Raw genomic sequence first — 21443 nt, 5'->3', positions numbered from 1 at the left:
GGCTCACGCGACGGCAAACCACTCACGCCGGACTCACGCTGCGGCAAACCACCCAACGCCGACTCACGCGACGGCAAACCGGTCGAGCCCGGCTCACGCTGCGGCAAACCACCCAACGCCGACTCACGCGACGGCAGACCACCCGCCGCCGACTCACGCTGCGGCACACCGTTCGCACCCGGCTGCCGCTGGGGTAGGCCGGTGGGACCCGGCTCACGCGACGGCAGGCCACCCGCCGACTCACGCTGCGGCAGGCCACCAGAGGCGGATTCACGCTGCGGAAGACCACTCAGACCGGACTCGCGCTGCGGAAGACCACTCGCCGCGTCCCGCGACGGCGCTCCATTGGTGCCGGGCTGGCGTTGCGGAAGGCCGGTGCTCGGCTGCGGCACACCATTGGCGCCCGGCTGACGCACGGGCAGTTCGCCGGAGTTCGGCTCACGCGGCGGCAGTCCGGTACCGGACTGCTCCGCGGGACCACCGGGCTGGCGCGGCGGCGGACCGCCGGGGCTGAGAGTGCGCTTGGGCAGATTGGCCGCGGCGAGCTTGCCCCGCTGCGGACCGCTCGGCGCAGGCTGTGCCGACGCGGACCGCAGGCTCGTCGCCGACTGCTGCGTCTCGGAGCGCATGCCCGACGACGACATCGCCGTACCCGGCTGCCGCTGCGGCAGTCCGCCGGGACCGGTGGGGATCGGCCCGCTGGGCGAGCCGGTGGGCTTGGCGCTCGCGGCCGGAATCGGACCGCTCACCCCGGGATCGACAGTGACCATGACATTGCCCCCAGGAGTCCGCTGGACGGCCCGCATCTGCATAGACGACGGCGCCGACGGACGCTGTGGAGCGGCGGCCTGCGGCGAAGGCTGCGGGGTGACGGGCTGCCCCGCGCTCGGCTTGCCCGCGACGATCAATCCGACCGGCACGTGCACGGTCACCGTCACGCCGGGATCGCGCGCGGTGTCGAAGGTCGGGCGCAACCGCACGGTGAGACCGTGCCGCTCGGCCAGCCTGCCGACCACGAACAGGCCCATGTGGCGGGCCGTGTCCGGGCCCGGCTCGGCGGTCTGCTCCAAGCGGCGGTTGATGTCGGCCATCTCGGCGGGCGGCATACCGATGCCGCGGTCGGCCACCTCGATGAGCAGGCCCTGATCGTGCGCCTGCGCGAAGGTGAACTTGACGTCGGTCTCCGGCGGCGAGGCGCGCAGCGCGTTGTCCAGCAGCTCGGCGAACAGGTGCGCGAGGTCGGAGGCGGCGGGTTCCTTGAGCGAGCCGCGCGGCGTGGCGCCGAGCTTCACGCGCTCGTAGTCCTCGACCTCGGAGATCGCGGCGCGCAGCACGTCGGCGATCTCGACCGGGGCGGACTTGGCGCGCCGCTGCCGGGTACCGGCGAGAATCAGCAGGTTGTCGCCGTTACGGCGCATGCGGGCGGCGAGATGGTCCAGCCGGAAGAGGTTCTCCAGCAGGCGCGGGTCCTTCTCGTCGTACTCCATCGCTTCGATGAGGGTGAGCTGATGGTCGACGAGCGACTTCGACCGCCGCGCCAGGGTCTCGAACATGTCGTTGACCTGCGAACGCATCTTCGCCTGGTCACTCGCCAGACGCAGCGCCTGGCCGTGGATGTCGTCGACGGCGCGGGCCAGCTGACCGATCTCCTCGGTGCTGCGCACCGGCATCGGTTCCAGCGGCACCTCTTCGGGCGACGCGCCGTTACGGAGCTGGGCGACCTCATGCGGAAGGTCGCTCTCGGCCACCCGAAGCGCGGCCAAACGCAGCCGGTGCAGCGGCACGATCATCGAGCGGGCCACGAAGACCGCGAGCAGCAGCGCGGCGAGGATGGTCGCGATGACGACCGCGGTGTAGGTCCACGCGTCGCGCTGGGCGGTGGTCACCAGCGAGTGCATCGCGGAGTCGATGTCCTTGGTCGCCTTGCCGACGACGTGCTCGTAGACCGCGAGGCTGTCGGTCAGCGACTTCTTCAGGTCGCCGACGGGGAGCTGACCCGCCTGCGACTGCGGGCTGGTGAGCAGCGCGATTCTGGTGTCGATGCCCGCGCGCAGGTCGGCGATCGAGGTGTCACCGTCGGCGAAACGGTGCGCGAGCACGTTGAGCAGCGCGCGCTCGGTGTTCGAGGCGATGAGGAAGTTCTGGACGCCGGACTGCTGGGAGCGCAGCACCTCGGGGAAGGCGGCGAGCTCGCTGACCAGGGTGGCGCGGGTGTTGAGCGAGTCGACCAGCCGCAGCTTGGCCGCGTCCACGGCGGTGTCGCTGACCTGCCCGACCGTGGCCTCGACGATATGAGTACTGCCGTTGCGGACGCGGTCGATCAACGCGAGGGTGTCCGCCGGCGGCCCAGTGGTGACGGCTTTGCCCTGGGCACGAACGCCCTTGGCCTGGGTGAGCATGCCCTCGAGGGCCTCGCGTGCGCCGGGCACACCGTCGAACCGGGAGATCGCCTTCTCAGCGTTGGCGATCGCTTTGTCCAGATCCGCGAGGTTCTGATCGGTCACGACGGACTGATTGGATCCCAGCGAGATCATCTGCGAGCCCGCGGTGGTCGCCGTCTGTGCGCTCAGCGCCGTGACCGAGGGGATGGCGGCCACGTTCTCGGAGATGTCGGCGAGCCGGTTGGACTCCGCGAACTGCGACGAGATCCTGGACACGCCGAGCCCGACCGCGACCGCCAGAGGCACGGCGAGCACCGCCGTCACCTTCCAGCGCAGGTCCCAGTTGCCCAGAGCCCAGCGGCTGCTGCCGGACCTAGCGGCGTCACGCATCTCCCACTCACTTTCCAAACTGGCCTCTACCACGCGCCATCAACCGAACCTCCACATTCGCGTGCTTGGCTCGACAGGTGGAGCTGGCCGAGAGCTGCGGCTGGCCGAGAAATTGCGTTTACGACGGCCCAAATAAGTGACATCAGATTCTAACGGATCAATAACTTCTTGGGTGACTGGGCGTGATGTCGCGATCATTGACCTGCCGGTTCCAGGCAAAACCAAAGGTAGCGGCACCCACCCGGGCGTCGCGTGAAGTCTGCCACAATCAACCGGATCTATCGAGGCGGGCATCGAGGCGAGGCTAGGGAGTCACGGGGTTGAACGTGCGGCACGAGTACCGACCGGCCTACCAGACCAGCTTGGTGGATCCCGCCGAGTTCTGGGCCGGCGCGGCCGAAGCGATCGACTGGGACGTGCCGCCGGACCAGATCGTCGATACCGGCGCCCGCCCGGTGGCCAGATGGTTTCCCGGCGCTCGCCTCAATACCTCCTTCAACGCCCTGGACCGGCATGTCCACCCCACTACGCCGGACGCCCCCAGCCGCGCCGATCAGCCCGCCCTGATATACGACTCGGCTATGACCGACACCGCCGTCGTCTACACCTACGCCGAACTGCTCGACGAGGTGTCGCGGTTCGCCGGGGCGATGGTCCGGCTCGGCGTCTCGACGGGCGATCGCGTGGTGATCTACCTGCCGATGATCCCCGAAGCGGTGATCGCGATGCTCGCCTGCGCCCGCATCGGCGCGGTCCACTCGGTGGTGTTCGGCGGCTTCGCTGCCCCGGAGCTGGCCGCGCGCATCGACGACGCGGAGCCGGTGCTGATCATCACAGCGTCCGGGGGCCTGGAGCCGGGCAAGAAGATCGAATACCCGCCGATCGTGCTGCAGGCGCTGGATCTCGCGCAGACCACCGCGCCCCGCACGGTGATCGTCAAGCAGCGGCCGCAGTTCGACACGATCCATTTCCCCGCTCCGCAGCCCGCCACCGAGTACCTGCCGAGTTCGACGCAGACCGTGGCCGCGCAGTGGCTGGATTGGGACGACGCCGTGCGCGACGCGGCGCCGGCCGATCCGGTGTCGGTCGCGGCCACCGATCCGCTCTACATCCTCTACACCTCCGGCACCACCGGGAAGCCGAAGGGCGTGGTCCGGGACAACGGCGGGCACGCGGTGGCCCTGGCCTGGTCGATGCGCAACATCTACGACGTCGACGCGGGCCAGGTGATGTGGGCCGCCTCCGACGTCGGTTGGGTGGTCGGGCACTCCTACATCGTCTACGCGCCGCTGCTGGTCGGAGCGACCACGCTGCTGTACGAGGGCAAGCCGATCGGCACGCCGGACGCGGGCGCGTACTGGCGGGTGGTCGCCGAGCACAAGGTCGATGTGCTGTTCACCGCACCGACCGCGCTGCGCGCCATCCGCAAGGCCGACCCCGAGGCGGAACTGGCCCACCGCCACGACCTCTCTTCGCTGCGTGCCCTGTTCTGCGCGGGCGAGCGCCTGGACCCGGCCACCTACGCCTGGGCCGAGGAGACCCTGCTCGCCGGCCGCCCGGACTGCCCGGTCGTCGATCACTGGTGGCAGACCGAGACCGGGTGGCCGATCTGCGCGAACCCGCTCGGCCTGCAGCAACTGCCGATCAAACCGGGTTCGGCCGCGGTGCCGGTGCCGGGTTATCGACTACGCGTGCTCGACTCCTCCGGCAACGCGGTCGCGCCGAACACCGAGGGCAACATCGTCATCGGCCTGCCCTTGCCGCCCGGCACGCTGACCGGGCTCTGGCGCGACGACGCCCGCTACGAGCGCTCCTATCTGTCCGCCTACCCCGGCCACTACCTCACCGGCGACTCCGGCTACTTCGACGAGGACGGCTACCTGTACGTCCTCGGCCGCAGCGACGACGTGATCAACATGGCCGGGCACCGGCTCTCCGCGGGCAGCATCGAGGCGGCCATCGCGGGGCACCAGGCGGTCGCCGAATGCGCCGTCATTGGGCTGCCCGACGAACTCAAGGGGCACCGTCCGCTGGCGTACGTGGTGCTCAAGTCCGGTGTCGAGATCGATCCGGATCGGCTGCGCGACGAGCTGATCGAACGGGTGCGCACCCAGGTCGGCGCCATCGCCACGCTCCACGACGCCATCGTCGTGACGGCGCTGCCCAAGACCAGGTCCGGCAAGATCCTGCGCAAGACGATCCGGCAGATCACCTCCGGCGAGACGTTCGAAGTGCCCTCCACCATCGAGGATCCCGCCGTGCTCGCGGCGCTGGAGCAGCAGATCCGCACGGCGCGGCCCGAGTGGCGCGACCCGGCGCACGACGACAACGAGACGACCGACCACGTGGTCGCGCCGGACGCGGATCCGGTTGTGCCGTCCTGAGTTCCGCGTCGCCCGGACACGTCCTCAGAGTTTCCTCAGAGGATGTTCACGCGGGTGCCAGCAGTTCGAAATAGCCTCGAGACCGCCCCGAAACCCTTCGATGATCTGGAGGCAATACATCATGAAACGTTCCGTAGGCCGCCCCACCGTCGCCGCTCTCGCAACCGGTGGAATCGCCACGGTCACGTTGTTCCTGAGCCCCGCCGTCGCCACCGCGGGCCCGATGGAATACGCCGAACCGCTCCTGACCTCGGACTGCTCGTTCGCCCAGGTCGACGCGGCGCTGCACGACAAGGCCCCGCAGCTGGCCGCGGTGCTCGACGCGAACCCGAGCCAGAAGGCCGAATTGCAGCGCCGGTTCGACCAGCCGGTCGAGCAGCGGCGGGCCGAGCTGCGCCGGGCCATCGACGAGAACCCGGACGCGGTACGCCGAGCGGAGAACGACCCGCGGACCGCGCAGTTGCGCGACACCATCCGCATCGTGGCCGAGACCTGCCACAACTACTGATTCCACGGGGACGTGGACGACTCGCCGGGTATGTCCGGTACCCGGCGGGTCGCCACCGCGGGACGGAATGTCGGTCCCGCGTGCCCCGTTCGTACGGTCGGAAGATCCACAGAGGCGGGGAGCAGAATGGATGACGTGACCTCGACCTCGAACCCGACGGTTCTCGTCGTCGACGACGACGAGGATGTGCTCGCCTCGGTCGAGCGCGGCCTGCGGTTGTCCGGCTTTCAGGTCCTCGTGGCCAGAGACGGCGCACAAGCGCTGCGCAGCGTGAACGAACACGCGCCCGACGCCATCGTGCTCGACATGAACATGCCCGTGCTCGACGGCGCGGGCGTGGTGACCGCCTTGCGCGCGATGGGCAACGAGGTGCCGATCTGTGTGCTCAGCGCACGCGCGTCGGTGGACGACCGCATCTCCGGTCTGGAGTCCGGCGCCGACGACTACCTGGTCAAACCCTTCGTGCTGAAGGAGTTGGTGGCCCGCATCCGGGCGCTGCTGCGCCGCCGGTCCGACACACCGGCACCCGCGACCCCGGGCGCGGTCACCGTCGGTCCGCTGGAAGTGGACGTGGCGGGGTATCGCGCGCTGCTGAACGGCCGCGAGATCGAGCTCACCAAGCGGGAATTCGAGCTGCTGTCGACGCTGGCCAGGAACGTCGGCGTGGTGCTGAGCCGGGAACGTCTGCTGGAACTGGTGTGGGGCTACGACTTCGCCGCCGACACCAACGTGGTGGACGTCTTCGTGGGCTATCTGCGCCGCAAACTCGAGGTGGACGGCGCGCCCCGGCTGCTGCACACGATCCGCGGCGTCGGGTTCGTGCTCCGGGCGCCGAAATGACCGTGTCCGCCACCGCGTCGCCGAGAACCCGTCGGCGCCGGTCGTTCTCGCTGCGCACCCGCGTCGCGGGCGCGGCGGCCGCGGGCGCGATCATCATCGTGACGCTGATCAGCTTGATCAGTATTCGCGCCATCGAGCGCAACAACCTGCAGCAGGCCGACCAGCAGCTCGCCGTCGCGGCGCGAATCGTCCTGCTCGAACCGCAGATCGCGGTGCGGATCATCAGCCTGACCGGGCTGAACAACGACATGGCGGTGACCGTGCGGGACAACGGCGATGTCGTCGCCAGCACGCCCACCGAACTGCCCGCGCTGCCGACCGGTTCCCGCACCGTCACGGTGGGCGGCACCCCCTACCGGATCCTGACCACGACCGAGAATCAACCCGCGGGCCGCACGGTCTCGCTCGGCATCCCCGCCGCCGGAGCCGCCGAGGCCACCGCCGAGCAGCAACGGTGGGTGCTCGGCGGCGCGCTGCTGTCCATCGCCGCGGCCGCGGCGCTCGGCTGGTTGCTCGCCGGCGCGGCGGTGCGGCCGATCGTCCGGCTGACCAGCCAGGTGGGCGCACGCAGCGCCTATCCCGATCCGAGCAACCCGCAGGCCCCGGTGGAGGGCGCGGGCGTGCACGAGGCGGAGCAGCTGGCCGTCGCGGTGAACACCATGCTCCAGCGGGTGGATCAGGCGCACGCCCAGACGGCCGCCGCTCTGGAGACCGCGCGCGACTTCGCCGCCGTGTCCGCCCACGAGCTGCGCACTCCGCTGACCGCGATGCGCACCGACCTCGAAGTGCTGCGCACGCTCGATCTCGACGAGGCGCAGCGGGCCGAGATCCTCGACGACCTGCAGCGCAGCCAGGGACGGGTGGAGAGCACGCTCGCGGCGCTGGAGCGGCTGGCCACCGGCGATCTGACCAACGAGCGCGACCACGTCGCCACCGATGTCGGCGACCTGTGCGACCAGGCCGCGCACGACGCCATGCGACATTTCCCCGGCCTCACCGTACGCATCGATTCGGATGCCGAACTGGTCACCCGGGGGTTGCCCGCGGGGCTGCGGCTGGCGGTTGACAACGCGCTGGCCAACTCGGTCAAGCACGGCGGGGCCACCGAGGCATTGGTTTCCGCGCACCGCGGGCCGGGCGACCGCATCGTCATCTCGATCGACGACAACGGCCGCGGTATCCCGCCGGAGGAACGCGACGCCGTCTTCGACCGCTTCTTCCGCGGCAGCCAGGCGAGCAAGGGCGGCTCCGGCCTCGGCCTGGCGCTGGTCGCCCAGCAGGCCCAGCTACACGGCGGCCGAGCGTATTTCGACGCGGGCACGCTCGGCGGCATCCGTCTGGTTCTCGATCTGCCCGGGGTGGTGTGACTCGCGGCGCAGCCGCGGCTCCTTACTCAACTCTCAGAGAAACGCCAAGGGGCGCGCCATAACTCGCGTTTAGGGTCTGCTGCGTGATCGGAAAACGCGCCCGCCGCCGCCTTCTCGTCGTCGCCCTCGTCTCGGCTGGTGCGCTCGGCGCCGGGATCACCGCTTGTACCGGAACCGATCGCGGGCCGACGGGCATCGCGCTGGTCGATGCCGACACGGGGCCGACCGGCGCACGGGTGGTGAAGGCGCTGCAGGACGCGGGTGGTTACGAATGGACCGCCGCCGCGCCGGGCGAGGCGAGCACCGATGACTACGCAGTCGTCATCACGTTGCCCGCCGACCTCACCGCATCGATGGGCACCCTGGCCGGGCCCGAGCCGAAGCGGGCCGAAGTCACCGTGCAGACCCACGAGAAGGCCGACGCCGAACTGGTGCACGGCGCGGTGACCGAGGTGAGGCATCGGATCGGCGCGGCCGGGGTGGACGCCGCGCTCACCGCCGTCGCGCAGGCCCGCTCCCAAATGTCGCAGGTGCAGTTCACCGCCCAGTTGCTCGGTGCGGGCGTCGACGCGGCCGCCGCCGGAGCCGACCAGTTCAGTTCCGGCGCCGACCAGCTGCTCGGCTTCCTGGAGTTCGCGAAAACCGGGTCGGCCCAGCTCACTTCGGCCATCGCGCTGCTGAACTCCACTGTCGACGGCGCCGCCGCGCAGGCCGGGCAGTTGGCCGCGGCCCTCGATTCGACCGGCATCACCATCGCGCAGGTGGAGCGCACGGCGAACACGGTGAGCGGCGGACTCGATCAGATCCTGCCGCTGCTGCGTGCGCTGCCGTTCGCGAACGATCCAGCGCTCGCCGACATCATCGGAAAACTCGACGCGCTGCGCGGCGTGTCCGCGCAGGCGGGCGACCAGCTGACCGGCCTCGGCTCGCTCGTCGGCGGCGCGGTCGACCCCGACACCGATCTCGGTACGCTGCTTCGCACTGTCGTCGACCGCCTGACCGGCGCGAGCGCGCAGCTGACCGAGGGCGCGAAGCTCGCCGAGGGCCTCCCCCAGCTCGCCGAACAGGGCGGCGCCCAACTGGTCGGCGCGATCAGCCAGCTCACCGGCGGCGTGAACCAGTTGCAGAACATCGTCCACAATCTCAGCACCCAGACCGACAAGGCCGTGTCCGCCCTACCTCAGCGCAGCAGCACCCAGCAAGCAGCGCTGGCAGCGGCGCTCACCGATCCGGTCGAGATCGTCCGGAAGTAGATACGACGATGGCCCGTCTTCCTTTGACAGAAGACGGGCCATCGTCATGCTCGCCGTGGGCGAGTCAACGGTGATCCACGGATACCGGTCACCTCGACTCCAACTGCGGGGAGCGGCGTGCACTCCATCCGCAAGCCGATGTGCCGACGCGCCCACTCACCTCGACCCCGTCTTTCGAGCGAAGCGAGACCGAGCATCCGCCGTTCGCGGCCCGGCTCGCTTCCGAGCGGCCGCCGCGTCCGCGACGAAGTCGCCAGCGGCGGTCGCTCGGACGCGAGCCATAGAGGGGCCGCGAACACGCCGCGACGAAGTCGCGGCCAAACTACAGAGCTCCCGCGAACTGGGCGTTGTACAAGCGGTAGTACGCGCCCCGCTCCTCGAGCAGGCGTTCGTGCGAGCCGTGTTCCACGATCCGGCCCGCCTCCATGACGACGATCAGGTCGGCGTCGCGGATGGTGGACAGACGGTGGGCGATGACGAAACTGGTCCGGTCGCGGCGCAGGGCGGCGGTGGCGTGCTGCACCAGCAGTTCGGTGCGGGTGTCCACCGAACTGGTGGCCTCGTCCAGGATGAGGATGGACGGCTTGGCGAGGAACGCGCGCGCGATGGTGATCAGCTGTTTCTCGCCGGCGCTGACGCCGGAGCCCTCCTCGTCGATGACCGTGTCGTAGCCGTCGGGCAGCGCATGCACGAAGCGGTCGACGTAGGCGGCCCGCGCCGCGGCGAGGATCTCCTCTTCGCTCGCGTTCGGGTTGCCGTAGGCGATGTTCTCCCGAATTGTGCCGCGGAACAGCCAAGTGTCCTGCAAGACCATGCCGATGCGCGAACGCAGGTGGTCGCGGGTGATCTCGGTGATGTCGACTCCGTCGATGGTGATCGTGCCCGCGTCCAGTTCGTAGAACCGCATCAGCAGGTTCACCAGCGTGGTCTTGCCCGCGCCGGTGGGGCCGACGATGGCGACCACGTGCCCGGGCTCGGCGACCAGCGACAGCCGCTCGATCACCGGCTTCTCCGGTTCGTACCGGAACGAGACGGCCTCGAACTCCACCCGGCCGCGGTCGACCGGGCGCGCGTCGGCCATGACCGGGTCCGGGCTCTGCTCCTCGGCGTCGAGGATCTCGAAGATCCGCTCGGCCGAAGCGACGCCGGACTGCAACAGGTTGGCCATCGCGCCGAGCTGCGTCAGCGGCTGGCTGAACTGACGGGAGTACTGGATGAACGCCTGCACCTCGCCGAGCGAGAGACTGCCGGTGGCCACTTTGAGCCCGCCGACGAGCGCGACCAGCACGAAGTTCACGTTCCCCAGGAACATGATCGCGGGCATGATCAGGCCGGAGATGAACTGCGCTTTGAAACTGGCCTGATAGAGCTCCTCGTTGCGCTGGTCGAACTCCTTGCCGACCTCGCGGTTGCGGCCGAACGCGGTGACCACCTCGTGGCCGGTGTAGGCCTCCTCGACCTGGGCGTTCACCAGGCCGGTGTACTTCCACTGGTTGACGAAGTGCGGCTTGGACCTTTTGGCGATCTGCGCGGTGACCACGATGGCGGCCGGCACGGTGAGCAACGCGATCACCGCCAGCTGCCAGGAGATCCAGAACATCATGACCAGGATGCCGAGCACCGAGAACACCGAGATGAGCAGCTGGCTCATGGTCTGCTGCAGGCTCTGGGAGACGTTGTCGACGTCGTTGGTCACCCGGCTGAGCACGTCGCCGCGCGGAGCGGAATCGAAGTATCGCAACGGAAGCCGATGGATCTTGTCCTCGACCTCGCTGCGCAGCCGCTTGACCGTCCGATTGATCACGATGTTGAGCAGGTAGCCCTGCAACCATCCGAAGACGGCCGCGCCGATGTACAGCAGCAGCACCAAGGTGAGCACCCGGCCGACCGCGCCGAAGTCCACCCCCACGCCGGGCACCACGTCCATGGCGCTGAGCATGTCGGCGAACGTGTTGTCGCCCTTGGCCCGCAGCGCTTCGATCGCCTGATCCTTGGACTCGCCGGGCGGCAACTGTTTGCCCACCACGCCGTCGAAGACCAGATTGGTCGCCTTGCCGAGGATGTACGGGCCGATGGTGTTCAGCACCACCGAGACGATCACCAGCGCGACGATCACCCCGACCTGGACCCGTTCCGGCGCGAGCCTGCGCAGCAGCCGTTTCAGCGAGGGTCCGAACGATTTCGCCTTGGTGCCCGGCGCACCGGGAGTGGGCATTCCGGGCCTCATCGCGCCTCCTCGGCACTCAGTTGCGACTCGACGATCTCCCGGTACTCCGAGCAATCCCGCAGGAGCTGCTCGTGGGTGCCGATGCCCGCCACCGCGCCGTCTTCGAGCACCACGATCTGGTCCGCGTCCCGAATGGTCGCGATGCGCTGCGCGACGATGAGGACAGAGGCGTCCGCGGTCTCCGGCTTCAACGCTTCGCGCAACCTGGCGTCGGTCGCGACGTCGAGCGCGGAGAACGAGTCGTCGAACAGGTACACCCTCGGCTTCTTCACCAGGGCGCGCGCGATGGCCAACCGCTGGCGCTGACCGCCGGAGACGGTGGTGCCGCCCTGGGCCACGGGTGTCCGCAGCCCTTCCGGCATCTCGCGGACGAAATCGGCGGCCTGCGCGATCTCCAGCGCGCGCCAGAGTTCCTCGTCGGTGGCGTGCGGATTGCCGTAGCGCAGATTGCTCGCGATCGTGCCGGAGAAGAGGTACGCCTTCTGCGGGACGAGGCCGATCTGCGAACGCAAAATCTCCAGGTCGATGTGGCGAACGTCGGTGCCGCCGACGTAGACCGCGCCGTCGGTGACGTCCATCAACCGGGGGATGAGGTTGATCAGCGTGGTCTTCCCCGCACCGGTGGAGCCGACGATCGCGGTGGTGGTGCCGGGCCGCACCTGGAACCGGATGGCTTTGAGCACCGGCTTCTCGGCGCCGGGGAAGGCGAACTCGGCGAACTGGATGTCCACGACGGCCGGGTCGTCGGTGAACGGCTGTGGCAGGCGCGGAGGGTGGACCGAGGACTCGGTGTCGAGCACCTCGCCGACCCGGTCGGCGGAGACCGCGGCGCGCGGCGCCATCATGGCCAGGAACGAGGCCATCATCACGGCCATCAGGATCTGCATGATGTAGGACAGCATCGCGGTGAGCGAACCGATCTGCATGTGCCCGGCGTCGATCGCGTGCCCGCCGAACCAGATCACCGCCACGGCGGTCACATTGCTGATCAGCATGACCGTGGGGAACATCAGCGCCATCAACCGGCCGACCCGCAACGCGGTGTCGGTGAGTTCGGTATTGGCCAGTCCGAAACGCCAGGTCTCCTGACGCTCCCGCACGAACGCGCGCACCACGCGGATACCGGTGATCTGCTCCCGCAGTACCCGATTCACCTCGTCGATCCTGGCCTGCATGTCGCGGAAGCCGGGCACCATCTTGGAGATCAGCACGCCCATCGACAGTCCCAGCGCGGGCACCGCGATCAGCAGCAGCCAGGACAGGCCGGGATCCTCGCGCAACGCCATGATGATGCCGCCCACGCACATGATCGGCGCCATCACCAGGATGGTCGCCGACATCACGATGAGCAGTTGCACCTGCTGAATGTCGTTGGTGTTGCGAGTGATCAGCGACGGCGCGCCGAACATGCCCACTTCACGCGCGGAGAACGTGCCGACCCGGTGCAGCAGCGCGCCGCGCAGGTCGCGGCCTGCGCCCATGGCCGCCTGCGCACCGAGATAGACCGAAGCGGCCGACGCGACGATCTGCACAGCCGTGACGGCGAGCATCCACAAGCCGGTGGTCCAGATATAGCCGAGATCACCTTTGGTGACGCCCTCGTCGATCAAGTCCGCGTTCAGGCTCGGCAGATACAGCATCGCGATGACGGAAATCAGCTGAAGCACAACGACCCCCGCCAACTGGGCGCGATAAGGGTATAGATGTGTGCGGAGGAGTCTGATCAGCATGATGAATCGCAGGCTACCGGCTGTCGGCGCGACGCGTCGTGGAGATTTCTGACCTGCATGGATGGTCTCCCGTGGGGGTCGACGGTGTCAGCGGCGCGCCCACGCGCCCGGGTCTTCGGTGAGCGCCTCGACGAATCCGGGCAGTCGATCGCTCGCGATGTCGGCGATGGTGACGTTCTCCAGCACCGCGCGGATATTGACCCGCAGCGCGATCCACACCCGTTGCAACGGCTCGGCCGCGCCGGAGTAGCGGACGTCCTCCGGGCGCGCACCGCGCACGGACGCCAGGGGGCCCTCGATCGCGCGGATCACGTCGGCGATGGAGATGTCGGCGGCGGGCCTGGCCAGCCAATAGCCGCCGTCCGGACCTCGCCTGCTGATCACCAGTTCGGCCCGGCGCAGCTCGCCGAGCACGGACTCGAGCACCTTGGGCGGGATCCGCTGGGCGGTGGCGATCGCTTCGGCCTTGACCACCGGCGCGGCCTGCACGAGAGGTGCGCCGAGCCCGGCCACGGACTGTTCCAGCCGCGGCGGGCCGGCGATCTCGAGCAGCGTCCGCACCGCGTAATCGACCTTCGCGGTGATGTGCACAGCGGCGACTCCTGGCGTCGAGGGGATACGTCGAATCTACGCGCCGCCACCTGCCAGCACGCAGGTCGCGGCATCCAGCAGTGACGATTCCACCAGCGAATCGTCCGCGCCGGGCACGAGTTCCTTGGACACCAGCGCCACACCGATCACCTCGAGCGCGGCACAGGCGCGCAACTGCGCCTCCTCGGTGGCGTCCGGCCCGGCCAGCCATTCGCGCAGCGCCTGGCTGGCGTCCATCAGATCCGGATAGCGGTCGGCCATGGCGTTGATGATCGCGACGGTGTCGCGCACGACCAGCGCCCCGGCGTCACGGTGATGGATCAGGCCACGCAGATACGTCCGCAGGACCTGGCGGATGCTCTCGGCGTCGTGCGGCATCCGGTCGAGATCGTCCACGACCGAACGCATGTGATCGACGATCGGGTCGATGATCGCCAGTAGCAGATCGAGCTTCGACGCGTAGTGATAGTAGAGCGACGCCTTTGTGATTCCTACCGCATCCGCGACCTCGCGCAGGCTGGTCTGTTCGAATCCTTTGGCTCCGAACAGCTTCACCGCAGCGTCCCTGATCGCGCTTTTAGTGCCTCCACCTGCGGAGACAGCGCCGGGTGTGTCACGCACAGCCATTCGATGATCCTCTCATCACCTTCGCATCGAGCGAATGTCGCCCGCAGAATAGAGGTTGTACCTCCGCTTAGCTCCTGGGTAGTCTACCTACCGCACGGTAGGCAGAAAGCGTCAGTGGAGGCGGAGGCAGGCAGGGCACTTCCGCAAGTGCTGTCTACACGCAGACCAAGCACGATCCCAGTCATCGCTAGGAGTAACCACTCGTGTCCGTTTATCTGTACAGATGGGGGAAGTTCGCCTTCCGCCGGAAATGGATAGTCCTTCCCGTCTGGCTCGTCTTGTTCGTGCTCCTCGGTGGTCTGGGAGCACAGCTCAGCAAGCCGATGAGCAACGACTTCAGCATGCCGGACCTGCCTTCCGAACGCGCCAACGAAATCCTCGACAAGCACTTCCCCGGCGCCTCGGCCGCGTTCAAGTTCGACGCGGTCACCGGCACCTACGTCGCCGCCGCGCCGGAGGGACAGAAACTGACCGATCCGGCCAACCGTGCGGCGCTGGAAGCGTTCATCGCCAAGCTCGGCGGGCTCGACATCGTCGATCACAGCAAGCCCATCACCAACCCGGTCGACGCGACCGAGAAGATGGGCTGCCTGACCGCCGCCGACCCCGCGCAGTGCAGTGGCGCCCCGCTGAACGTGCTCAGCAAGACCGCGCCCGCGACCGTGGCGGTGATCAACGTCCCGTTCACGATCGCGAAGTTCACCGACGTCACCGACGCGCACCGGGAAGCGGCGTACGATGTCGCGGCCGACGCGCGCAACGCCGGGCTCACGGTCGAGATGAGCGGCTCGATCGCGCAGAAGCAAGAAGCGCCGAGCGGCAAGTCCGAGATGATCGGCATGGCCGTCGCGCTGGTCGTGATGATCGTCGCGTTCGGCGCCATCGTCGCGGCGTTCGTGCCGATCGTCACCGCGATCATCGGTCTCGGCGCGGCCACCTCGCTGATCATGCTCGGCACCTCGGTGATCGAGATTCCGAGCTTCACCACCTTCCTCGCCTCGATGATCGGCATCGCGCTGTCCATCGACTACGCGCTGTTCATCGTGTCCAGGTACAAGCACGAACTCGCGGTCCAGGACGCGCCGGAAGAGGCGGCGGGCACCGCGCTCGGCACGGCCGGCTCCGCCGTCGTGTTCGCCGGCCTGACCGTCATCATCGCGCTGGCGGGCCTGAGCATCGTCGGCGTCCAGTTCATGACCTTCATGGGCCTCGGTGGCGCGATCGCCGCCGGGTTCGCGGTGCTCACCGCGATCACGCTGATGCCGGCGCTGCTCGGCGCGTTCGGCCGCTTCCTGTTCAAGCCGAAGCTGCCCGTCGTCGCCCAGCACGATCCCGAGGATGACACCTCGGTGACCAACGGCATGCGCTTCGGCCGGCTGATCGGCCGCATGCCGTGGGTCGCGCTGGTGCTGAGCGTCGTGGTGCTCGGCGCGCTCGCGGCTCCCGCGGCCGGCCTGAACCTGGGTCTGCCCGGCGACGACAGCATGCCGAAGACCTCCACCATCCGGAAGGCCTACGAGCTGCGCACCGAGGGCTTCGGCGAGGGCAGCAACGGCGTGCTGAACGTGGCCGTGGATCTGAGCGCCGTGCCCGCCGAGAACCGGGATGCCGCGGTCAAGGCGCTGCGCGACAAGCTCGCGTCCTATCCGGGCATGGACTACGTGACCGAGCCGCAGTGGAGCCAGGACCAGCAGGGCGCGCTACTGGACGGCGTGCCGAAGTCCGGGCCGAACAACCAGGCCACCAAGGACCTGGTGCAGGACGCCAGGGAGGCCGAAGGCCAGCTGAAGGCCGAGTACGGCATCGAGTACGGCATCACCGGCACCACGGCGATCTTCGCCGACGTGGACCACGTGCTGCTCAGCAAAATCGTGCCCTACCTGGCGATCGTGGCGGGGGCGGCGTTCGTGCTGCTGATCCTGGTGTTCCGGTCGATCCTGGTGCCGCTCACCGCGGCGCTCGGCTTCCTGTTGTCGATGGCCGCGACCTTCGGCGCGACCGTGCTGATCTTCCAGGAGGGCAAGCTCGGCCTGATCGAGGATCCGCATCCGCTGGTCAGCTTCATGCCGATCATGCTGATCGGCCTGGTGTTCGGCTTGGCGATGGACTACCAGGTCTTCCTGGTGACCCGGATGCGCGAGGAGTTCGTGCACGGCAAGTCGGCCAAGGAGGCAGTGGTCGCCGGTTACCACCATGGTGCGCGCGTGGTGACCTCGGCGGCGATCATCATGATCTCGGTGTTCGGCTCGTTCCTGCTGGAGACCGACGTGACGGCGAAGTCGTTCGGCTTCGCCCTGGCGGTGGGCGTGCTGCTGGACGCGTTCGTCGTCCGCATGGTGCTGATCCCGTCGCTGCTGGTGCTGATGGGCAAGTGGTCGTGGTGGATGCCGAAGTGGCTCGACCGCATCCTGCCCGACATCGACGTCGAAGGCTCGAAGCTGCGTGAGCTGCAGCAGCGTTCGGCCGAGACGGCGAAGGTGCCGGTCGGCGTCAACTGATCCGGCGGCCTCGGCCCCGCATCCGGCGTCCGGATGCGGGGCCGAGTGCGTTTCACCCGCTGGGTTGCGGGAGTTCGCAGTCGCCGACCCGCGGATTCACCCCGACGTAGTTGAGGGGGCCCGCCACGGCGGTGAGACCGATCGTGCCCCAACCGGCACAGTTCAGTGGGGGGCCGCTGTCGAAATAGTGCCGCTGACCGGCCGCGAGCAACCCGACCGCCAGCCAGGCCAGTAGCAGGAACCCGAGCAGCCGGGAGCCTACGCCGGGGCCGCGCCCGGCACGCGCACGACGTTCGTAATCACGCCCACGACGTTCGTAATCGCGCATCTCATCGGTTCCTTCCGTGGCCCCCGTCGAGGGGGATACCCGGCCATACCGACAGTTACCCCGACGATCCCTGGGTAGCAGCGATTACATCGGACATAGCAAACACTTGGTTCACAGTCCGCGCAGACGTAAAGCCGACGGCCGGGTGGCATGCCACCCGGCCGTCGTCGTTCTCTCGATCGAACTACGGGCTCGGCTGCGGGACATTGCAATCCGCGATCTTCGGATTGACGCCCATGTAGTTGAGCGGTCCCGCGATGACAGTGACGGCGACGGTGCCGAAACCGGCGCAGTTGACCGGTCCACTGTCGAAATAGTGGCGTTGTGCCGCGGCGATCACGCCGATCAGCAACCAGATCAAGACGATTACACTTCCGATTCTCATGTTTCTCTCGCGCATCGTTCCCGCGCGGATTGTCCGACGGCGCATCTGGCATCGCGTCCTTCCCGCACTTTCCGTATCGGGCGTATACCCGCGATCGCGCCGGTTACCCGTCGCGAATCGGCCCATTTTTCGTGCCGTTCGGCAGGGGCGGTGGGGGCCGTCGGCTGGTAGCTTCGGCGGGCATGGCGGCGGTGTTGCAGTGGTGGATTCCCGGGTGGGTCATCCTGCTCGTGCTGGTGGCGGTCTACGAGCTCACCGTGAACAAACGCCGCCGACGCCGCCGCACACCGATCTCCGGCACCTTCACCGACGAGTTCACCGCGCTGTTCTACGCGACCAAACGCATGGAGCTGGATCATCGCGAATCGGTGTCGATGCTGCGCGACGAGCAGGGTGAGGGTGCACCCCCGCTGGTCGGTGTCGACCTCGACGGACGCAAGGTCGTGCTGCGCCAGGAACGGGAGCGGTAAACCGCTGCGCCCCTGAGATTTCCAGCGAAGGCGGCGGTCGTCGGCCAGAATGAGGCCATGCGTGCCTCGATGGATGAACAATGGCGGCAATTCGGCGAGCACCTCGCGGCCGCGCCGGGACGACTGCCGAGCGAGGTCCGCCGCGTCCTGCGCGACCGTGCCGCCGGGACCGCCGACTCCGGCCAGGACGTCGCAGTGGAACTCGCCGCCTTCGGCGACCTGGTGGCCGACCGGTCCTACCGGATCACCGAGCAGGAGATCGCGGCGCTTCAAGCGGCCGGGCACACCGACGACGAGATCTTCGAGGCGACCGCGGTGGCCGCCTACGGCGCCGCCGATCGGCGCCTGCGCGCGGCTCGCCTGGCGTGGGAGGGGTACTGAGATGTGGCTGGAAGCGGTGCGATCCGGCCACGACCGGCCCACCAGACTCGTGCTGTGGACCATGCGGCGATTCAGTCGCGTGGAAGTCCCCGCGGTGCTGAAGGTGCTGTTCTACCGGCACAGGTTCTTCGGATCTCCGCTGTCGGAGCTGATTCAGTACGTCATGCGCGGCCCGTCGTACTGGACCGTCGCCGAACGTGAGATCTTCGCGACGCACACCTCCCAGGCCAACGAGTGCCCCTTCTGCGCCACCTCGCACGAGGCGATCGCCGGCGCGTACGCCGACGCCGACGTGGTGACCCGCGCCTTGGCCGGCGGCACGGATTCCCCGCTGCGCCCCGAGGCGCGCGTCATGCTCGATTTCCTCGCGAAGATGGCTCGTGACCCCGACGCGTTGACCGCCGAGGACGCCGCGCTGGTCCGGCTGGCAGGCGTTTCCCGCGAAGCGTTCGACGAGGCCGTCTGGGTGGGCACCTGCTTCAACGTGATCAACCGCATGATGAACACCGTCGGAGCGGGACCACTGGAGGACAGGCAGCGCGGCGTGAGCGCTCGATTCATCAAACTCGCCGGTTACCGAATGCCGCCACCGGTGACATTGTTCTCACGCGGCGTCTGATCTCATTTCGCGCGATCCACTCGCGTCCCGGATCGATGTGTGTTCTCCTCGAATGGTGAGCCAAGTCCACTTGGGGCACATTTTTCACATCGCCGGAAGTCCCGCTACCGGCGCTGTGCCCGGCGCGCTGGTCGATGTCCCCGACGGCGCGCTGACAATCGACGACAACGGCCGTGTCGCATTCTGTGGACCGCGCTCCGATCTCCCGGCCGAGTACCGCTCCGAAAAGGTGTTCGATCATCGTCCCGGATTCCTGCTTCCCGGATTCGTCGACACCCACATTCATTTCCCCCAGACCTTCGCGGGGGACGCCTATGGCGGCGGTCAGCTGCTGGAGTGGCTCGAATTGTGCATCTATCCCGCCGAATCCCGGTACGTCGACTCCGAATTCGCGCAGCGCGCGGCCGCCGAATTCTGTTCGCGCCGCATCGCGGCGGGTACCACGGCGGCGATGGTCTTCGGCTCGGCATTCCCGCACGCGCAAGACGCCCTGTTCGCCGAGACCCGGCGGCGCGGTCTGCGGATGGTCGGTGGCCGCGGTATCCAAACGACGGGAGAGCCCGCTGCGGCGCCCTTGATCACCTCCGAAGACGACGCCATTCGCCTGACCGACGAGGAGATCGGCAAGTGGCACGCCGCCGACACCGGTGACGTGGACACCGCGCTATTGCACGTGGCGATCGTCCCGCGGTTCTCGCTGGCGGTCACTCGGGCGACGTTGAAGAACCTCGGCGAACTCTACGATTCGGTGCGCGAGCGCGGCGTCTATTTCCACACCCACCTCAACGAGAACAACCGCCCGGGCACCGGCGAAGTCGACAGCACCAAGCAGGCATACGGCGTGACGTCCTACCTGGACACCTACGACGGGAAGTTCCTGCCGGGATCGGCGACGGGCGGCAAAAGCCTGCTCGGCAGGCGCAGCATCCTCGCCCATTGCGTGCACTGTCAGGACGTCGAGTTGCGGCGGATGGCCGAGACCGGCACGTCGGTCGCGCACTGCCCGGTGTCGCAGCAGTTCCTCGGCTCCGGCACCATGCCGTGGAAGCGGACGCTCGCCTCCGGCGTCACCGTGGCCGCGGGCACCGATTACGGCGGCGGCGACGAATGGCTGATCCCGCAGGTGCTGTCGGCCGCGTTCAAGGTGCACATCTCCGAGCCGGGCGAGCTCGGCGTGTCGATGCACCCGGCGGAAATGCTGTTCACCGGCACGCTGGCCGGGGCACGCGCCTTGGATATGGAAGATCGGTTCGGGAACTTCGACATCGGCAAGGAAGCCGATTTCCTCGTGATCGAACCGGCGCGCGTTCCGGCGCTGGAGAGCACGCTGGCATACGGCATTCGTTCCGACGACCCCGCATTGGCTCGGGATCAGACGCTGTTCGCGCTGCTGATGGGTATTCGCGAGCCCGCGATCACCGAGGTCTACGTGCGCGGTCGTCGTGTCGACGCCGCATAGTTCCCGATGGACGCCGCCGCCACCGCCGTAACGGTCTTCCACCGACCGGCGCGCGACGCGGCTTTCCGGGAATGGCTGGAGCTGATGGCCGAAACAGCCCGTGCTATGGACGGTTTCGTGAATTCGTCCGTGGCGGTCACCGGAGATCCGTTGTTCGACCATGGATTCAGCGTCACATTCCGATCCGAGCCCGCGCTGCACGCATTCCTCGACTCGACCGAACGAGCAGCCGCGCTGTCCGAGGGCGCAGCGCTCGGCTTCCATTGTAAGAGTTCGGATCTGGTCTTCATGGAAGGCGAGTCGCCGTTGCCGGGCATCGGCGTTTTCCGGCACAGCGTGGCGCACGAGAAGGAAGCCGAATTCGAGGCGACCGAGGCGCGGCTGATCGCGGTGAGCTCGAAGTTCCCCGGATTCGAAGGCGCTGCCTTGTTCCCGTCGGACGGCGGGCGCTGGTTCTCGGTACTCCGATTCCGCACGGAACACCAATTGTCGGAATGGCTGCGCTCCGACGAACGCGCCGCCGCCTTACCGGAACTGCGCGCGAAATTGACCGAGGACTTCACCGTGGACGCGCACACCACGCCGTTCGGCTCGACCGTGCGAACGGTCGGCGGCGAGACCAGGATGACGCCGACGTGGAAGACCGCCATGATGGTGCTGCTGGTGTTGTATCCCACGGTGATGGTGCTGTCGCGTTTCCTTGGGCCGGTGCTCGACCGGCTCGGAGCGCCGCCGTGGCTGGCCTTATGGCTCAGCCAGATCGTCAGCGTGGGCCTGATGAGCTACTTCCTCTCGCCCGCCGTCGCGAGCTGGTTCCGCCGCTGGCTCGACCCGATCGACGGCGCGAGCCCGCGCGTCAGCGTCATGGGCGCGGCGGTGGTCGTCGTGCTCTACGCGCTGACGCTGCTGTTGTTCGCGTCGGTGCGCTGGTTGCAGTACTGGGATTACGACTGAGCCCGCTCAGGACAGGTCGAGGTGGCGATTCATCGACATCGCCGCCTCGGC

The 21443-nt window shown here is 68.2% G+C and carries 18 protein-coding genes; 11 read left to right on the top strand and 7 right to left on the bottom strand.

Translation table 11 applies throughout. The features are described 5' to 3' along the window. On the bottom strand, nt 1–2771 hold a 2771-nt coding region (locus ACWEKR_RS25630; RefSeq protein WP_452356629.1), incomplete at its 3' end, for an ATP-binding protein. A 320-nt stretch (nt 2772–3091) separates the two neighbouring features. Here ACWEKR_RS25630 and ACWEKR_RS25625 point away from each other — a divergent pair. From ACWEKR_RS25625 to ACWEKR_RS25605, 5 genes are all read left to right on the top strand, one after another. Next, nucleotides 3092–5155, top strand: a complete 2064-nt coding sequence (locus ACWEKR_RS25625) for an AMP-binding protein (protein ID WP_452356628.1) — start codon at nt 3092–3094, stop codon at nt 5153–5155. Nucleotides 5156–5276: 121 nt separating this feature from the next. After that, entirely contained in the window at nt 5277–5663 is a 387-nt protein-coding gene (locus tag ACWEKR_RS25620; protein ID WP_452356627.1) for a hemophore-related protein, read from the top strand. A gap of 126 nt (nt 5664–5789) precedes the next feature. Continuing rightward, a complete protein-coding gene (locus tag ACWEKR_RS25615) occupies nt 5790–6503 on the top strand; it encodes a response regulator transcription factor (protein WP_452356626.1) in 714 nt (237 codons plus the stop codon). Beyond that, nucleotides 6500–7870 carry a sensor histidine kinase gene (locus ACWEKR_RS25610; protein ID WP_452356625.1) on the top strand — a complete coding sequence of 457 codons (1371 nt, stop codon included), beginning with the start codon at nt 6500–6502 and terminating at the stop codon, nt 7868–7870. Before ACWEKR_RS25615 ends, ACWEKR_RS25610 begins: the two co-directional genes overlap by 4 nt. 83 nt (nt 7871–7953) lie before the next feature. Continuing rightward, nucleotides 7954–9123 carry a hypothetical protein gene (locus tag ACWEKR_RS25605; RefSeq protein WP_452356624.1) on the top strand — a complete coding sequence of 390 codons (1170 nt, stop codon included), beginning with the start codon at nt 7954–7956 and terminating at the stop codon, nt 9121–9123. A 322-nt stretch (nt 9124–9445) separates the two neighbouring features. Here ACWEKR_RS25605 and ACWEKR_RS25600 read toward each other — a convergent pair whose 3' ends face one another. From ACWEKR_RS25600 to ACWEKR_RS25585, 4 genes are all read right to left on the bottom strand, one after another. Next, complete coding sequence (locus tag ACWEKR_RS25600; RefSeq protein ID WP_452356623.1) at nt 9446–11350, bottom strand: ABC transporter ATP-binding protein; 1905 nt, start codon at nt 11348–11350, stop codon at nt 9446–9448. Continuing rightward, nucleotides 11347–13080 carry an ABC transporter ATP-binding protein gene (locus ACWEKR_RS25595; RefSeq protein WP_452356622.1) on the bottom strand — a complete coding sequence of 578 codons (1734 nt, stop codon included), beginning with the start codon at nt 13078–13080 and terminating at the stop codon, nt 11347–11349. Before ACWEKR_RS25595 ends, ACWEKR_RS25600 begins: the two co-directional genes overlap by 4 nt. Nucleotides 13081–13167: 87 nt before the next feature. Continuing rightward, nucleotides 13168–13671, bottom strand: coding sequence for an RrF2 family transcriptional regulator (locus tag ACWEKR_RS25590; RefSeq protein ID WP_452356621.1), 504 nt, complete (start codon nt 13669–13671; stop codon nt 13168–13170). Between the two features lie 36 nt (nt 13672–13707). Further along, nucleotides 13708–14298, bottom strand: coding sequence for a TetR/AcrR family transcriptional regulator (locus ACWEKR_RS25585; protein WP_452356620.1), 591 nt, complete (start codon nt 14296–14298; stop codon nt 13708–13710). Nucleotides 14299–14501: 203 nt separating this feature from the next. Between ACWEKR_RS25585 and ACWEKR_RS25580 the strand changes: the two genes are divergently transcribed. After that, complete coding sequence (locus tag ACWEKR_RS25580) at nt 14502–16796, top strand: MMPL family transporter (protein WP_452356619.1); 2295 nt, start codon at nt 14502–14504, stop codon at nt 16794–16796. Between the two features lie 52 nt (nt 16797–16848). Here ACWEKR_RS25580 and ACWEKR_RS25575 read toward each other — a convergent pair whose 3' ends face one another. Together ACWEKR_RS25575 and ACWEKR_RS25570 are read right to left on the bottom strand one after the other, a co-directional pair. Continuing rightward, complete coding sequence (locus ACWEKR_RS25575) at nt 16849–17046, bottom strand: hypothetical protein (protein ID WP_452356684.1); 198 nt, start codon at nt 17044–17046, stop codon at nt 16849–16851. Nucleotides 17047–17308: 262 nt separating this feature from the next. Further along, nucleotides 17309–17509, bottom strand: coding sequence for a hypothetical protein (locus ACWEKR_RS25570; protein ID WP_195084957.1), 201 nt, complete (start codon nt 17507–17509; stop codon nt 17309–17311). 182 nt (nt 17510–17691) lie between these two features. Here ACWEKR_RS25570 and ACWEKR_RS25565 point away from each other — a divergent pair, with 182 nt between their 5' ends. From ACWEKR_RS25565 to ACWEKR_RS25545, 5 genes are read left to right on the top strand one after another with little or no spacing between them, the layout of a single operon-like run. Continuing rightward, nucleotides 17692–17979, top strand: a complete 288-nt coding sequence (locus ACWEKR_RS25565) for a DUF6191 domain-containing protein (RefSeq protein ID WP_452356618.1) — start codon at nt 17692–17694, stop codon at nt 17977–17979. Nucleotides 17980–18036: 57 nt separating this feature from the next. Next, nucleotides 18037–18360, top strand: coding sequence for a hypothetical protein (locus ACWEKR_RS25560; RefSeq protein ID WP_452356617.1), 324 nt, complete (start codon nt 18037–18039; stop codon nt 18358–18360). Nucleotide 18361: 1 nt separating this feature from the next. Further along, nucleotides 18362–18979, top strand: a complete 618-nt coding sequence (locus ACWEKR_RS25555) for a carboxymuconolactone decarboxylase family protein (protein WP_195084959.1) — start codon at nt 18362–18364, stop codon at nt 18977–18979. Nucleotides 18980–19031: 52 nt separating this feature from the next. Beyond that, the gene (locus ACWEKR_RS25550; RefSeq protein ID WP_452356616.1) at nt 19032–20438 is read left to right on the top strand and encodes an amidohydrolase family protein; all 1407 of its coding nucleotides are present in this window, start codon (nt 19032–19034) and stop codon (nt 20436–20438) included. Between the two features lie 6 nt (nt 20439–20444). Further along, entirely contained in the window at nt 20445–21392 is a 948-nt protein-coding gene (locus ACWEKR_RS25545; RefSeq protein WP_452356615.1) for an antibiotic biosynthesis monooxygenase, read from the top strand. Nucleotides 21393–21443 lie beyond the last annotated feature (51 nt).

The organism is Nocardia sp. NPDC004573 (genome assembly GCF_053602135.1).
Note: the sequence above shows the minus strand (reverse complement) of the source record. Positions and strands in the feature narration are given on the sequence as shown.